General features: G+C 38.3%; 15 protein-coding genes and 1 riboswitch. Of the genes, 7 read left to right on the forward strand and 8 right to left on the reverse strand.

Annotation, left to right across the window (positions count from 1 at the left end):
• The first annotated feature begins 188 nt into the window (after window positions 1-188).
• The 5 genes from ACFX4L_RS07565 to ACFX4L_RS07585 all read left to right on the forward strand — a co-directional run bounded on the left by ACFX4L_RS07565 (window position 189) and on the right by ACFX4L_RS07585 (window position 3,302).
• Window positions 189-455 (forward strand): hypothetical protein, encoded by a 267-nt coding sequence (locus ACFX4L_RS07565; RefSeq protein WP_377404577.1) that lies wholly within the window; start codon window positions 189-191, stop codon window positions 453-455.
• Window positions 456-758: 303 nt separating this feature from the next.
• Window positions 759-1,613 carry a DUF1835 domain-containing protein gene (locus tag ACFX4L_RS07570; protein WP_377404580.1) on the forward strand — a complete coding sequence of 285 codons (855 nt, stop codon included), beginning with the start codon at window positions 759-761 and terminating at the stop codon, window positions 1,611-1,613.
• Between the two features lie 426 nt (window positions 1,614-2,039).
• Window positions 2,040-2,345, forward strand: a complete 306-nt coding sequence (locus ACFX4L_RS07575; RefSeq protein ID WP_377404583.1) for a hypothetical protein — start codon at window positions 2,040-2,042, stop codon at window positions 2,343-2,345.
• 59 nt (window positions 2,346-2,404) lie between these two features.
• Window positions 2,405-2,854, forward strand: coding sequence for a hypothetical protein (locus tag ACFX4L_RS07580; protein WP_377385482.1), 450 nt, complete (start codon window positions 2,405-2,407; stop codon window positions 2,852-2,854).
• A gap of 202 nt (window positions 2,855-3,056) precedes the next feature.
• On the forward strand, window positions 3,057-3,302 hold the full coding sequence (locus ACFX4L_RS07585; RefSeq protein ID WP_377385485.1) for a type 2 periplasmic-binding domain-containing protein: 246 nt from the start codon (window positions 3,057-3,059) through the stop codon (window positions 3,300-3,302).
• An 83-nt stretch (window positions 3,303-3,385) separates the two neighbouring features.
• Here the strand turns inward: ACFX4L_RS07585 and ACFX4L_RS07590 are convergent, their stop codons facing one another.
• The 5 genes from ACFX4L_RS07590 to ACFX4L_RS07610 form a co-directional block, all read right to left on the reverse strand.
• A complete protein-coding gene (locus ACFX4L_RS07590) occupies window positions 3,386-3,943 on the reverse strand; it encodes a competence protein ComK (protein WP_284469766.1) in 558 nt (185 codons plus the stop codon).
• A 155-nt stretch (window positions 3,944-4,098) separates the two neighbouring features.
• Window positions 4,099-5,130 (reverse strand): DNA sulfur modification protein DndB, encoded by a 1,032-nt coding sequence (locus ACFX4L_RS07595; protein WP_377404586.1) that lies wholly within the window; start codon window positions 5,128-5,130, stop codon window positions 4,099-4,101.
• Window positions 5,117-6,223 (reverse strand): DNA sulfur modification protein DndB, encoded by a 1,107-nt coding sequence (locus ACFX4L_RS07600; protein ID WP_377404589.1) that lies wholly within the window; start codon window positions 6,221-6,223, stop codon window positions 5,117-5,119. The genes ACFX4L_RS07595 and ACFX4L_RS07600 overlap by 14 nt, the downstream gene beginning before the upstream one ends.
• Before the next feature lie 344 nt (window positions 6,224-6,567).
• Window positions 6,568-6,885 carry a protealysin inhibitor emfourin gene (locus tag ACFX4L_RS07605; RefSeq protein WP_377404592.1) on the reverse strand — a complete coding sequence of 106 codons (318 nt, stop codon included), beginning with the start codon at window positions 6,883-6,885 and terminating at the stop codon, window positions 6,568-6,570.
• Window positions 6,886-6,917: 32 nt separating this feature from the next.
• Window positions 6,918-7,976 carry a M4 family metallopeptidase gene (locus tag ACFX4L_RS07610; protein ID WP_377385500.1) on the reverse strand — a complete coding sequence of 353 codons (1,059 nt, stop codon included), beginning with the start codon at window positions 7,974-7,976 and terminating at the stop codon, window positions 6,918-6,920.
• Window positions 7,977-8,359: 383 nt separating this feature from the next.
• Between ACFX4L_RS07610 and ACFX4L_RS07615 the strand changes: the two genes are divergently transcribed.
• Together ACFX4L_RS07615 and ACFX4L_RS07620 are read left to right on the forward strand one after the other, a co-directional pair.
• Window positions 8,360-9,703: a PepSY-associated TM helix domain-containing protein gene (locus ACFX4L_RS07615; RefSeq protein ID WP_377404595.1), complete on the forward strand. Its 1,344-nt coding sequence runs from the start codon at window positions 8,360-8,362 to the stop codon at window positions 9,701-9,703.
• 27 nt (window positions 9,704-9,730) lie between these two features.
• Window positions 9,731-10,201 (forward strand): FixH family protein, encoded by a 471-nt coding sequence (locus tag ACFX4L_RS07620; protein WP_377404598.1) that lies wholly within the window; start codon window positions 9,731-9,733, stop codon window positions 10,199-10,201.
• Window positions 10,202-10,634: 433 nt separating this feature from the next.
• Here the strand turns inward: ACFX4L_RS07620 and ACFX4L_RS07625 are convergent, their stop codons facing one another.
• From ACFX4L_RS07625 to ACFX4L_RS07635, 3 genes are all read right to left on the reverse strand, one after another.
• Entirely contained in the window at window positions 10,635-11,540 is a 906-nt protein-coding gene (locus tag ACFX4L_RS07625) for a DUF4405 domain-containing protein (RefSeq protein ID WP_377404601.1), read from the reverse strand.
• 294 nt (window positions 11,541-11,834) lie between these two features.
• A complete protein-coding gene (locus ACFX4L_RS07630; protein WP_061464770.1) occupies window positions 11,835-13,034 on the reverse strand; it encodes a phosphoglycerate dehydrogenase in 1,200 nt (399 codons plus the stop codon).
• 142 nt (window positions 13,035-13,176) lie between these two features.
• Window positions 13,177-13,255, reverse strand: a riboswitch (ZMP/ZTP riboswitch).
• Window positions 13,256-13,474: 219 nt separating this feature from the next.
• Window positions 13,475-13,912 (reverse strand): ATP-dependent metallopeptidase FtsH/Yme1/Tma family protein, encoded by a 438-nt coding sequence (locus ACFX4L_RS07635; RefSeq protein ID WP_377404603.1) that lies wholly within the window; start codon window positions 13,910-13,912, stop codon window positions 13,475-13,477.
• Window positions 13,913-13,944: the final 32 nt, after the last annotated feature.

Consider the following 13,944-nt stretch of genomic DNA (forward strand, 5'->3'; position numbering starts at 1 on the left):
AAACTCCGATGGCAAACAGCCAATCATTTCTTGAAACCTTTATATGACACGGTACCTCCAGCCCTTTTCAAGTTCGAAATTGCCCCTGCACCTATTAGATGTTTTCGTTATTATACGGATAGGGATTAGTACAACGTGCGAATAGATTAATGCCTTCAGCAAATAATATAAGCGAAGGAGTGAAATACATGCCACAAGATAATAATGGAGGGAACCCCGATACACGTAGAGATCCTACTAATAATAACGCTGACAACAATATTGATGGTGGTTTGAGCCACGGATTTCAAAGAGAAGAACGTCCTAGCCCTGATCGTGATATCCCAACAATAGAGGGAGTTGCAAACATTAGAGAACGTTTTCCTTCGGACCATGAGAGACTTATGAGCAGAATCAATCTTGGTGATGCACTTATAAAGCGAGAAAATACACATTTTGGACGGTTTGAAAGATAAAAAAAGATGAACTCTTAATGAACTAAATGGGGATTAGTGGAAGATAAACCACGAGAAAAAGGCTAAAAACCTGTATGCTTTAGCTACAGTTTGTAGATAAAAAGGATTCGGAATGGCTTCCCCGAAACCTTTTTTACTTTTTATTGGAATTAAAGCAGGTATAGAGAATTTCCGGCCCTTACCAGGAACACTAACGGATGCATTACTTATTATTGGCGCTACTCGTAGCTCCAATAAAATAAAGCTTATTAGATTATTTACCGCAAATGAGTTAAACTTGTACAAAAAGTTGGTGCAAGAGCTGTGATAAATAAGAGTGAAGTTTTACACATTGTTTTTGGACAATCAACTTCTGGATCGTTGAAAATGGGTCTAAGAGAACTAGGTATGGAAAATGAAGAGCAGGTGCTATGTTTTTCGGACATCTTTTCAGTAGGACCTATCTGGAAATTACATGATGAAGTTGGAGTGAAACAAAGAATAGATTGGTTCAGAACACGGTTTTTATCAGAAGATGATTACTATGAAATGGACTATGGGAAAGATTTTAATAAAACTAAGGATTTAGTTTGTCATGTTCCAGAAGAAACCACCATCTTCCTTTGGGCAGGCGATAGTTCCCATGAACAAACAGGAGTTAGATATGTTTTGTATTTATTGAATGAGAAGCGAAATAACATCATTTTAATTAATACGACTAAAGCCTATCAAGAAGAATTCAAGGGTTCAAATAGGGTATACTCCCCTCTTACTACCGGTGGAATTCCTCCGGAAAAACTGAAGTCGATCTACGAGAAAAATAAAACGAACACCCCTATTTCCATCGAGGATAGAAAAAAACTCCATCAAGAATGGGAGCTTTTAGCTGAGGCACAAGATGTATTACGTATTTGGGATAATGGTGAAGTTCATGGCGTTGATGAAGATTTTTATGACCTATTCATCATCAACAAGGCCCTAAAGGTACACAGCCAACAAAAGAATAGGGATTTTATGAAAAGTGCAAGATTAGTAGGTGAAGTAATTGGTCATCTAGAACAATATTTAGGAGACGAATTTATTGAATACCGGGTTAGGCATCTAATAAATAATGGTACTTTTGACATTGAGGGTGTCCCTGTAGCAATGAGATTCTATAGCATAAAACTACGATCTTAACGTTTTTTAAATGAATGGTTATTCGACCAATATTGCCTTCTATATCTCCTAGAAGGCTTTTCTCCACGCAAGGTTCGGGTAGTATTTTTTTGAGAAAAACACTCAAAAAATCTTCACCCTTTTCCCCTTGCCCTTCGAAATTTGGCAGGCAGGGACATGTCGCCAAGCTGAACATACTCAAAACAAGGTAAAAAAGTGATAAAAGTTTAGGTTTAAACTTTTATCACTTTTTTTATTTTTCTTTTCTACAGAATTCACTATTAGTTAACAATTTGCGAAACGATTTTTATTATTTAATGGTCATTCGGAATTTTCCATTAATCGATAAAATTTATTTAAATTACAAATTTCGATAAATTCATACAAAAATATGAGACAATAGTACTACTCAATGATAGAATAATAGTATTAAAGGGGGGCAAAAAAATGAGATATCTATCTATAGTATCAGTATTTTTATTTTCTTTTAGTTTTACAACAATAGGATTTGCTGAGGAAAATGGTACAAACGGTAGTGAAGAAATACTAACTCAAGAAGAGTTAGATTATTTTGTAAATGAAGTTGGCAATACTCAAGAAGAAGCCGAGGAGTTACCTGTTGAAGTTGCAAGACAATTAATTGAAGAGGAGGCTCAACTTATAGATTCTGGATCAGAAATTATGGATATAGAACCAGAATTTATTAAACCAGGGAAGTTAGTACTTTTGCAACTATCGCTGCAACAACTATAAAACTAGGTGGAACTGTATATAAAGTAACTAGTGATCGTTCAAAAGAAAATAAATTTTATATGTACGGTAACTTTCAATGGTTAAAAACACCTTCATATAATTTAGTTGATAAAATGACTATTGGTTTCCCTTCAAGTTCAGGACTGTATCTGCCAACTAGTGGAGGAAAAGTAACACAACACCAACACAGATATTCTCAAGATCAACAAGGAAATGGACGTTGGATTGATTATGCAATCAAGTATTCTCCAAGTAATTGGGAACCAAGTGCTGGTGTGGCTGGTTCATATGATTTAAAAGCTTCTACTAGTAAAACTAAGCATAAAGGGTATATTGGACAATACGTATATGTTCCCACATCTAAAAATGGTAAAATAAACATAAAAATAGAATATGGTCATAAAAGAATTTCTGGTACACCTTCTGTGTCAGTTTATCCGGCCGGTTTATCTATTACACCAACTCAAACTACAGATACAAGGTCATATGCATTAACTCTGTCTTATTGATCTGTTGTTAGAATGGGAGGGGCTATGAGGCAAATCATTATTAATTTTATTTTTATCCTAGTAATATCAGTAATTTTATTTTTTATACTTAGCTATAATGCATCTTTAGATAGTGATTATATGTTGTCTTTTTTAATTATAATTTTCCTACAAGTATCATTAATAGTAGCTATTCTATTAAAAAGAAGATAATAGAAGGGGTTTGTCGGACATTTTCTCTGAACTCATGGCACTATTCCACAAAGAATATCCCCTTATCACTGTGCGATTTGTGGAGGATGTAACGATCCTCCCCCAAAGTGATTTAGAACAAATTGATGTTAGTGAAGGAAAGATTAAAGTCATTCACCTTAACCCCCGTATTAACTGGCAAATCGGCATCGCTTGGAAAAAGGACAGTTATCTCTCTTACACTACTAGAACTTGGATCGATTTCATTAAAACCTAACCTAGAAGGCAGCAGAAACGATCAATGATATGTTGGAAATACAAGAGACCGCCAATTCGGCGGTCTGCCTCTCATTGATTTTATTATGCCTTCCCTTTCACCCTGTAATGAACCTCCCCAGGTTCTTTGCAAAAGGTGATTCCGCTTCCCGGCTCGTAATAAAAGGTTTTTTTGCCCAAAGAGCGTCCATGGAAGGTCGTATGCAGATAGGATGCTTGGTCCCTTTTGAAGGCAAGCTGATTTTTGCTTAAGGATACAGGAAGGCAATGGCCATAGTCTGTGTGGACCAATGTTTCTTTTTCGTTCATTTCCTCGAGGTCACTAATGTGAATGTAGGAAAACCAGACCCCTCCTCTTTTCCGGAATGAGCGGGAGGAGAACCAGACCATTCCCAGCTGGGCATTTATGCAGACGGGCAGCCTGTATTTACCGCCAAGCACGGATTTGGCTGCTGCAAGACCGCCATCCAGATCCAAGCCAAAGTGGTTTAGCGTGTTATTCAGGATTTCCTGACGCGGTTGTGCAACATGGAATGTGTTCTCTCCCTCCACTACCGTCGTCATCTCGACACCATTTGAATCGTAACGCTCCATCATTCCCACCGTTTCCATATTCAATAAATAGTTTTTTCGTATCATCATTCCATTCACTCCCCATTTCACTATTCATTTTTTAGGAGTATACTGGTTATAGAGGCAGGTATACTCCTGCTCGCAAGCCCTTAGGTGATTGTCTGACCGGACGTACTCACCTAGGGGTTTTTTACTGTTTTCAAAATCACATTTCCCTCACCTCCTCAACAGCTATACAGCCAACGCACTAGCTCTTCGATATTGTTTTTATCTTTGCTTAGGTGAAATAATGGCGGCCGTCCTTTGTACGTTCCTTTAAACTCCTTCCAAATGGGATTGGCAGGGCTCCAGTCCACCTCTTTCAATTTTGACATTCTCGTGGAAATCAGCTGTTGTCTTTGTTCGATATGCTGGTTTTCCATTTTGTCATTGGCATAAAGCGCAACGGCAACGAAAAGAGGGTAGCTGGCAAGCATGCATTTTGTGTAATCTCCCATCTGTTCGGCCGGGTATATGTCGAATAGTTCATTAAGATATAAATGAATGAGTGTGATGTATTCACTGTTAGAAAGCGGACTTGATGAAACTTTCTCTTCGATGTTTACGTGTACCTTCCCAGTCATGAAGATGCCGATGACCTGCCTCAATTGCGATAGCGATAGCAGGTTTTTATTGCCTGGTCGATTGATGGAACGCTTTTCAAGTTCGACACCGGCTGTTTTTAACGATTGATGAGTTTGAAGCACCTGATTGGTAATGACGTTGAGGTTGTTTCGCGAGTCGAATGAAATCCGTTTGGAAAGGGCCACTTTCTTGCCTTTTAGATTGAGATCCAGATAGAGCTGGGATTCTTCCGCTTGTGTAAGCCCTTCAAATACTTGGATGGCAATCGAGCTTTCCTTCATGAGTGAATCCAGTTCGTAAGCTTGTTTCACTTTTTCTTCATCCTTCTTTAACGCTTTAAGGATACTGTCCTCCAATTGTGCGAAAGCCGCAATTCGTTGGGTTCCATCGATGATCGATAATTCGAACGCTTCTCCATTAAGGATGATTCCTTCCCTGCTGTTGGCAACGAGTGGTGGCAGATAGATATTTTTCGTTAAAGCATTGTCCAACAGATAATTCTTGATCGACCGGACCCGCAGCTGGTTGATTTCCCTAGTGGCGATTTGTCCATTGCGATACATGTGGACCAGTTCCATGATTGAGTAGGAAACCATTTTCCTTCTTTTCCGGTCCAATTCACCTAGAATCATGCAGCCATCCTCCTTCCTGTTCTATTTTTCGTTTGAACACGAGAGCCGTTTTCTGGATGGCGTTTGTAGTCGAATGGTTTTTGACTCTTTTTTTAAAGGGATCGTAGATGTGTGAAAACAAGGGATCCTCATGCTTCCATGTGCAGGCTTCTTTCAATGGCAGCATGTGATCGATTGCTTCTTCATAGGGGATTTCATGATGTTTGTGAAGTTGGTGGATCGTTTTGGCAAGGGCTATTTGAATGCCGGAATAGCCGGATGTGAATGTTTTCCGGTCTGCCATCTTCTTCGGAAAGATTTCCAGCCATGATTCGAAAAATGCGGTTGCGATGCTGATGATTTCGTCTTTGGTTACATCACCATAATTGGCTTTGCCCGTTTTCACGGAGACGTTTCCTTCAAATAAAGCGATAAGGCAGCGCCTCATGATCGTCAGCGAAGTCAACGCCGTACAGTTCACGTTTATCCTCGAAAGGGTGGCTTCTATCTCCATCTCACTTTCTAATATCCTGGCAATGTCCCGTGTCAGTTCTGCATATTCATCCCGCTGATCGTACTTCATCACCAATCCTATATGCGGCTCTTTTCGCTTCGTATTAATATCATTGAATAGCTGTCTTTCTTCATGCGTTTCCAGATTTAAATAGATTTGAATGGTGACGGGGTAGGTCTTTAACTTATCAATTTGATTTTGAAGCTTTTCCGCTTGCTTAAAGTTACCTATTTCTTCTTCCGCTTCCTTCCGCGCCCTTAAGTGACTGATGGCTGAAATTAGGGCGTAGGTCCTGTGCTGACCATCAAGTATGTATATTTTGCTTCCTGGTGGCAGTTCTCCTCCATCGTTCACTTCCTTGATCGCTCCCCTGCTCGAGAAGATGAACGGGGAAAAGTAAAAGTCCCCTTCCGATACAGAATCAATGATGAACTCCCTGATTTCAGTCCTTCTATTGAGATCAAGCTTTCTTTGAACCGCCTCATCGACTTCGAATATTGCCTCCAATGTGGAGAATTGGATTTGCGAGATCAATATGCTCTTCCCGAATTGGGTACAGCTGTTTCCGGGTATCGTCACTTTCATTTCTTGATATGTCATTCACTTCACCTCTCTGTGACCATTATCCTATTTTATGCATTTTTTGTAAAACCGCTCTGTTTGTACCTCTATCAAAATTCGTTCCCTATTGTGACTCAATTACCTGTTTGACTGGCTAACTCTTTACAAGCTCTCATTAAAGAGCTATACTTTCCAATTTCCTTTTCAAATCTGCTACTCTATATCGATATTTCCTTGTTATTTTGTGTCCATTTAAAGAACAAACAGCCAAAATCCATGTAAAAAGTGAAATGAAATGACATTTTTGTGAAGTTTTAAGAACACGTAAAAAAAAGTCTATCTGAATGATAGACTTTTTTCTTCTAAATTTGATTAAGCTTAATCTATTCTGCCATCTTTATTTCAATGGCTAAGTTACGTAAGTAATCCAATAAGGGCTGTATTTCCTCCGGTGCTGTTGTGTCAGTAAATGAGAAGGACTGTTTCTGCTTTTCATCGGCTATATCCAGCTTGTATAAAAACGAGTCCGCTCCTTGGGCTTTGGCTCCAGCCATTTTACTTAGGTGGGCATTTGGAAGGTCAGCTGTCTTCATTAAATTCAGTAATTCCTCATTTTTTCCCTCTGGCAATTCATCTGTGTCTATCTGAAAGTTCAAGTCGAGGTTGGCAAATCCCCCTATGCAGCTAAATTGGATATGCATGTTAAATGAAGCCTCCTATTCATGGATTATGACTACTCAGGCAGTCCAACCGCTTTAAAAGCATTTTCAATTGTCCCTACAGCTGTTTTCGGAACTTCTCCACTATCAACAAGTTTTTGCGCTGACTTGATGACAATTTGTACGAATTGATTGAAATTTGCCGTTGCAAATAAATTCTGCATCGCATTGAACCAGATCAAAGCCGCTTTGTCCGTTCCGATCTCCATCGATACTAGATAAAAGGCCTTGTTTGGTATGCCGCTATTGATATGGACACCATGATTATCCCGATCTCCTTTATAGAAGTTCCTCATGTGATCAGGCTGCAAATCTTTCCCCATTAACTTATTGTCAAATGCAGTACCTGGTGCTTTCATCGAACGGAGCGCCTGTCCTTTCAGTGATGGTCCCATTATATCAGCACCGATTAGCCAATCTGCATCTCCCGCGGTTTGCTTTAAATGAAATTGTTTTATGGCAATTCCAAACGCATCCGAAAGATGTTCATTCAAGGCCCCAGACTGACCATCATACTCCAATCCACTTGTGAACTGCGTAACCCCATGTGTAAGTTCGTGTCCAATAACATCGAGTGAATTGGCAAAATTGCTAAAGATGACCCCATCGCCGTCACCAAAAACCATTTCATCCCCGTCCCAATAGGCATTCGTGAATTTATTCCCATAATGAACGTTCAGAATGAGATCAAGGCCTTTGTTATCAATTGAATTACGATGCAAGACATCCTTGAAGTAGTCACGCACAACTCCGCTATAATCATATGCAGCGTTAACTACTGGGTCTGCACTTGATCGATCCCCTTCTTTCCTGGCCTCATTCTCCCGGAGTTTCGTTCCTCCCCTGCAATCATAAACATGGCGGGCAGATTCTCCACGAGGACCAGATCCTGCATCAGTTAAAGCGACAACACCATCAATATCATATTCTTTCAAGATTCTGCGCCTGCGCATATGACGGCTTTTCGCTAAACTGACCCGTGCTTCTTCCACATCATTTTGTGCCAAATTCTCAAGAATATAGTTAGGTACGATGAAACACTGACACTTTTTGGAACAATCTCTTTTGTGCATATTCAACACTCCTTCATGTTTTTTTTCGATCATTTACATTTTCGTTATACAATAATGCCAACGCGTCTGTCTTCAACATCCTTCATGCTACTTATCCGTTCAACAAGTGAGTGTTTGATGCTTTTCCTATATTCAACACATTTCTATAGATTACTTTCGCCATACTTACCTCATTTCCCTTCATTCCTTCCTATTGTACTGCTTGCAAACTCTTTCTCGGCAGATTCACTCCTTAGTTACAGTTATTCTTCTTAGTCGATATGCTCATTCATCTTTAACAAATACAAACTTCCAATTTTTTAATAAATTTCATATTTTTCTCACATTTTTCTTTTATCATCTATATAGTGAAATTAATAGTACGACTCGGAGGTCCTGAATAAATGGAAACTAAACAACCAAACACTTCTCTGTATAGAACAGTATGGAGATGGCATTTTTACGCTGGAATTATTTTTGCACCCTTACTTATTATTCTGGCAGTTACTGGCTCCATCTATTTATTTAAGCCACAGATTGAACACTTGCTTTACCAAGACTATCAAGAGGTTATTCAGCAAGGAGATAAGATACCAGCATCTCAGCAGATTGAGAATGTGAAGAAGCTATACCCTGATGCAGTGGTGACAAAATATCAGCCCGGAGATACTGCCTCCCGTTCAAGCGAAGTAAGCATTACTGCTAATAATGAGTCCCTTACCATTTTTATAGACCCGTATACAGGTAAATCTATTGGAGAGTTAAAAGATGAAGACAGACTTATGGATAAGATTGAAGAATTTCATGGTGAACTGATGGCTGGCACCTTGGGAGACAGAGTTGTAGAGTTAGCTGCGTGTTGGGCAGTTGTGTTAATTGTCTCTGGTCTTTATTTATGGTCTCCCAAAAATAAGTTAAGTCTTTCTGGTGTTCTTTTTCCAAGAATAAATAAAGGTAAAAATACTTTCAGAAGAGATTTACATGCAGTACCTGCATTTTGGATATCAGCAGGAATGTTATTTTTAATTATGACAGGTTTGCCTTGGTCAGGTTTTTGGGGAAGTAACTTTCAAACGTTAACTACCAATTCCGGATCTGGGTATCCTCCTTCCATATGGACAGGAAGTGCTCCAACATCCTTAATTAAAACAAAAGATATTGCAGATGTACCTTGGGCAGCAGAAAATTTAGATGTACCTATCTCAGATATTCAAGGTTTTATCCCACTGTCCATTGATGATGTAGTTACGATAGCGAATCGAGAGGGTATGCATCCAAGTTATAGCATTAATATTCCAACAGAAACGGATGGCGTTTATACATTGTCAGCTTTTCCACCGAAAGCACAGGATGAAGCGACTATACATATTGACCAATATTCCGGTGCAGTTCTAGCTGATTATCGTTATGATCATTACGGTTTAATAGGAAAAATAGTTGCTTGGGGAATTACCTTGCATAAAGGGACCCAATTTGGTTTGATTAACCAAATAATCAGCCTTCTTATTTGTTTAGGAATTATGCTTGTTGCATTTAGTGGTTTTTATTTATGGTGGAAGCGAAAGCCGAAAAAAGGATTGGGTGCACCGAAAGCTCCTCCTATAAACAACATGAAGTTCTTTCTAATTCTATTAATAGGTCTAGGAATTTTGTTTCCTTTGGTTGGTTTATCTCTTATTGTCGTTTGGCTAATTGACTGGTTAATTATTAAAAGAATATCTGCAGTTAAGAAGTTTTTGAATACATGAATCGATATGTAAAGGGTGGCTTTTGCCGTGAAAAATAATATATGTATTTCTTTAATCTTTATTTTCAGCCTATTGCTAAGTGCTTGTTCACTTGAAAAGGATGTCACTAATCTATACAAAGAAGAAACACCACTTGAAGCTGAGATAATTATACCAGCATCCTTTTCGGCTAATAAACAGGAGACGATAAAGGCTGTGCTTACTCAAGGTGGTAAAATGGTTGAAAACGCGGATTTTGTTCATTTTGAGATATGGAAACAAGATGGCTCACTCAAATATAGTATGGAACAAGCTGTAGAAGAGGGGAACGGTACTTATACTTTAAGTAAAAACTTTGATAGTAATGGCCTATACTATATAAAAGTGCATGCTAGTAATGATGGTTCAATCATTATGCCTCAAAAACAGTTTATCGTAGGAAAACTTTCTGAAAGTGAATTGAAATTCTTGCAAAAAGGGATTCAAAAACTAGAAGAAAGTCATGAACATCATCATTAAAAAATCCGTTTTTCAATTGAAGACCGGATTTTTTATGGATTGCTACCCCGTTTTGTTGGTAATGATATGGGTAAGAATTTTAGCTATTATTTTTTTATGATTGGAGAGAATGGTATACCTATCCCGATTTATGGATTTTGGAATGTAGGCAATACCGAGCAATTTCCTCCTGTTGGAGTCTTTTTAACATCGAATATACTGCATCAACGGAATCGTCACAATTTTTAGGGACATTAGTTGAGCCAGTATATTCCCTACCAATTTTAGTGATTTTTTAAATAGGCTTTCAAAAGTGTATGTACTTCTTGATAATCCAGCTAGGCTTAGGAAGAAGTAAAATTTCCCCTTTTTGTTTTTCCCTCAGTCAGGATAAGAACAAAACGAAAGGTAATAACGAACAAAAGCAGTATCCGGTTTATATATGAATTACTTTTTATACACCCGTTAAATCCCCATTACTGGAGTTAGTTTTTTTCTTTTTACTTTTATTTCTCATTATAAATTTTTCCATATAATAAATGATAATTATAAATACAGACATAATGCCAAAATACGTTATGATAACACCTAAAGCGTTCGAACTCTCGAATTGGCCTTTTTCCCCTTTTAGGCTGCCTTCTGACATTGGTTTTTCAAATTGGCCTTCTCCCGCTTCGAAGCCGCCTTCCGGAGGGTTTGGTCTTTCTCCCCTTTTGAAGTCCCCTTCTTGAAAGTTCGGTTTTTCTCCCCTTTCGAAGCCGCCTTCTGGCATTTGTGAAGAAGAAAGATTAAACACGTTCGCAACTCCTTGCAGCTGCATGATGAAATTTGTTGAGTACATTTGATAGCCCCCAAACACTAATAAAGCAATTGTTGCTGCTCTTGCTAAAATCCCTATGAATGGTTTGGGGGTTCTGAACTTCATCATATTTTTAAAAACATTTATTACCCATTTCCAATGTAATCCAATATGGGCTGCAACTAAAATAAGCACTAAAAACGAAATGGATATATGAGAAATTTTAAACCATTGTTCATTACCAACGTTGATATTTGGGAATACAACTCTTGAAATAAAAATACCACTGATCATAATAAAGGTCATTGTAATTAACAACATTACGTTTAAAAAATAACCAAATTTTGTTTTAAGAGGTAAATTAAGGTCAAACAATTTAACCGTGACTTTTTTTACCCATCGCCAATTGAGCAACACATGGATGAAAAATAATACGGCAATTACTAACCCGGCAATTTCATGAAACGTTAATCCTCCTAATACTTGTTTATTGAAAAATAATACGAACGTAACGGCCATTAAAATATCTAATCCAAGCTTCACGAACATCAGCTTTTTCATATCTTATCCTCCCTAAGTAGTTTGTCCTTGATTTTTTTTAACTAACTCCCTATTCATATTGGTGAAACTTATTATGAATAGTTTTTCTTAATTTTTTATTAAGGGAGTTTAAGGAGAATTAACTGGAGGAATTGCATCTTGAAGACACTGAACTTACCAACAATTCCTTTATAACGCTAAACCCATGCAAATTAAAAAGCCTCAACTCCTTAAAGGAATTGAGGCTTGCACTGCTATTTATCATTTGGGCAAGAAAGCATCAGGGCGTTCCTTCATGCTTTCTTCCTGTTCCAATTAAATAATACGGGTTGTAACGATGCCTTCGATTTGTTTGATTTTTTCTTCCAAGCTAGGAATGATATCGCCGTTTACTTCACCGTCAATGTCGATGATCGTATACGCATATCCCCCACGGCTTCTGTTAACCATGTCAGCGATGTTCAAATTAAAGCCTGATACAGCCAGTGTGATTTGCCCAACCATGTTCGGAACGTTTTCATGGAATGTTGCCACACGACGATTTCCTGTAAAAGGAAGGGAAGTATTTGGGAAATTCACTGAGTTCTTGATGTTCCCTGTTTCTAAAAATCCTTTCACCTGACGTGCTGCCATGATGGCACAGTTTTCCTCTGATTCTTGCGTAGAGGCACCAAGATGCGGAATTGGAACGACATTTTTCATTTTCAGCACGTTTTCATTCGGGAAGTCTGTAATGAACTTGCCAACTTTCCCGCTTTCAAGTGCAGCTTCCATATCATTTTCATTCACTAGCTCACCGCGTGAGAAGTTCAAAATATGAACGCCTGGTTTCATGATGCCAAATGTTTCTTGGTTAAACATTCCTCTTGTGTCATCCGTTAATGGAACGTGTACAGTAATGTAATCAGATTCTGCAAACAACTCTTCAATCGTCATGGCGCGCTGTACATTGCGAGATAAATTCCAAGCTGTATCGACAGAGATGAACGGGTCAAATCCAATTACATCCATGTCTAAATCCAGGGCATCATTCGCCACAAGCGCACCGATCGCACCTAAGCCGATTACACCCAGAGTTTTTCCCTTGATTTCTTTTCCAACGAATTGTTTCTTTCCTGCTTCTACAAGCTTCGGAATTTGTTCTCCTTCGCCTTCTAATGTCTTTGTCCATGCCACACCGGCAAAAAGGTTACGAGATGAAGCCATTAATGATGTCAGTACCATTTCTTTTACAGCGTTAGCGTTAGCACCAGGTGTATTAAAAACAACGATTCCTTGCTCGGTACATTTGTCGACCGGAATATTATTGACTCCCGCCCCTGCCCTTGCGATTGCTTTTAATTGATCTCCGAATTCCATTGTATGCATGTTAAAGCTGCGAACAACGATCGCATCAGGGTTTTCACTGTCATTGTCGACCGTAAAATCGCCTTTATTGAATACATTTAGCCCGCTTTCAGCAATATTATTTAATGTTTTGATCGTTTTCACTTTTTCTAAAAGAATTGTGCTCATCTTGTTTGTCCCCTTTTGATTATGATAGTTTTTTTTCAAATTTCGAAATATTGACAATATTTTTTGCCCATGAAAATCTGCATTCTTTAAAACTTCACTATCCTCTGTTAATAAACAGAAAGAGGCAAGGGATAAAATCCCTTACCTCTGCCCAGGCGAACGGCTACGACACTATGTGTTCCCTCACGGTTATCCGTGTTTCGCCAGTTGCACATAGTCTTTTGATTGATTTTATTCTATCAAATTATTCAGCAAATTTCAATATCAATTTAAAGGTTTTATATGGAAGAAGTCAATACTCAGCATGACCGCTTGCGAATGGCCAACTTAAGCAGGTTTAATAGCCTTTGCCAAATCATGCTCACGCCAGTATTCTTCAATTTCCTCTAATGATTTCCCTTTCATTTCAAACCATCCAATTGGAAAAGCAAGTTTTTTCATCATTTAGAATGGTTCATTCTTTTGACCAATAGTAAAATAACGAAAAATAGGGTGAAAATGATCATGATCGGAATGGACGTTGAAAAAAAATTGACCCATGCGCTTGTCTCTGTGTCTTGTGGCATGACCACAATTTTTTCTATATCATGTTCTTCTGCAGCGTCATTCATTCTATTCATCGAAATTTCACTATTTGGGACAGTGGCGATAAAATATTGATCCTTTTCATAACCTTTCAGCCGCCCGCTTATTTCAAAAACTCTTTTTTGGGGCTCCAACTCCAAATATGTTACTTTGCCATCCTCTAAAGTTGTGAAAAATTCATCTTCAGTTAATTCCTCAGTCGGTTCATTGTCATTATTAAAAATAAACACAATCCCCAAGGTAACCAAGAAGATTAGTAAATAAAATATTTTATTACGGAAAATCCGCTTCATCCTACACCTTCCCCCACGAAACAAACCAGGTC

The organism is Peribacillus sp. YIM B13482, from assembly GCF_042787975.1.
GTDB classification, from domain to species: Bacteria; Bacillota; Bacilli; order Bacillales; family DSM-1321; genus Peribacillus; species Peribacillus simplex_A.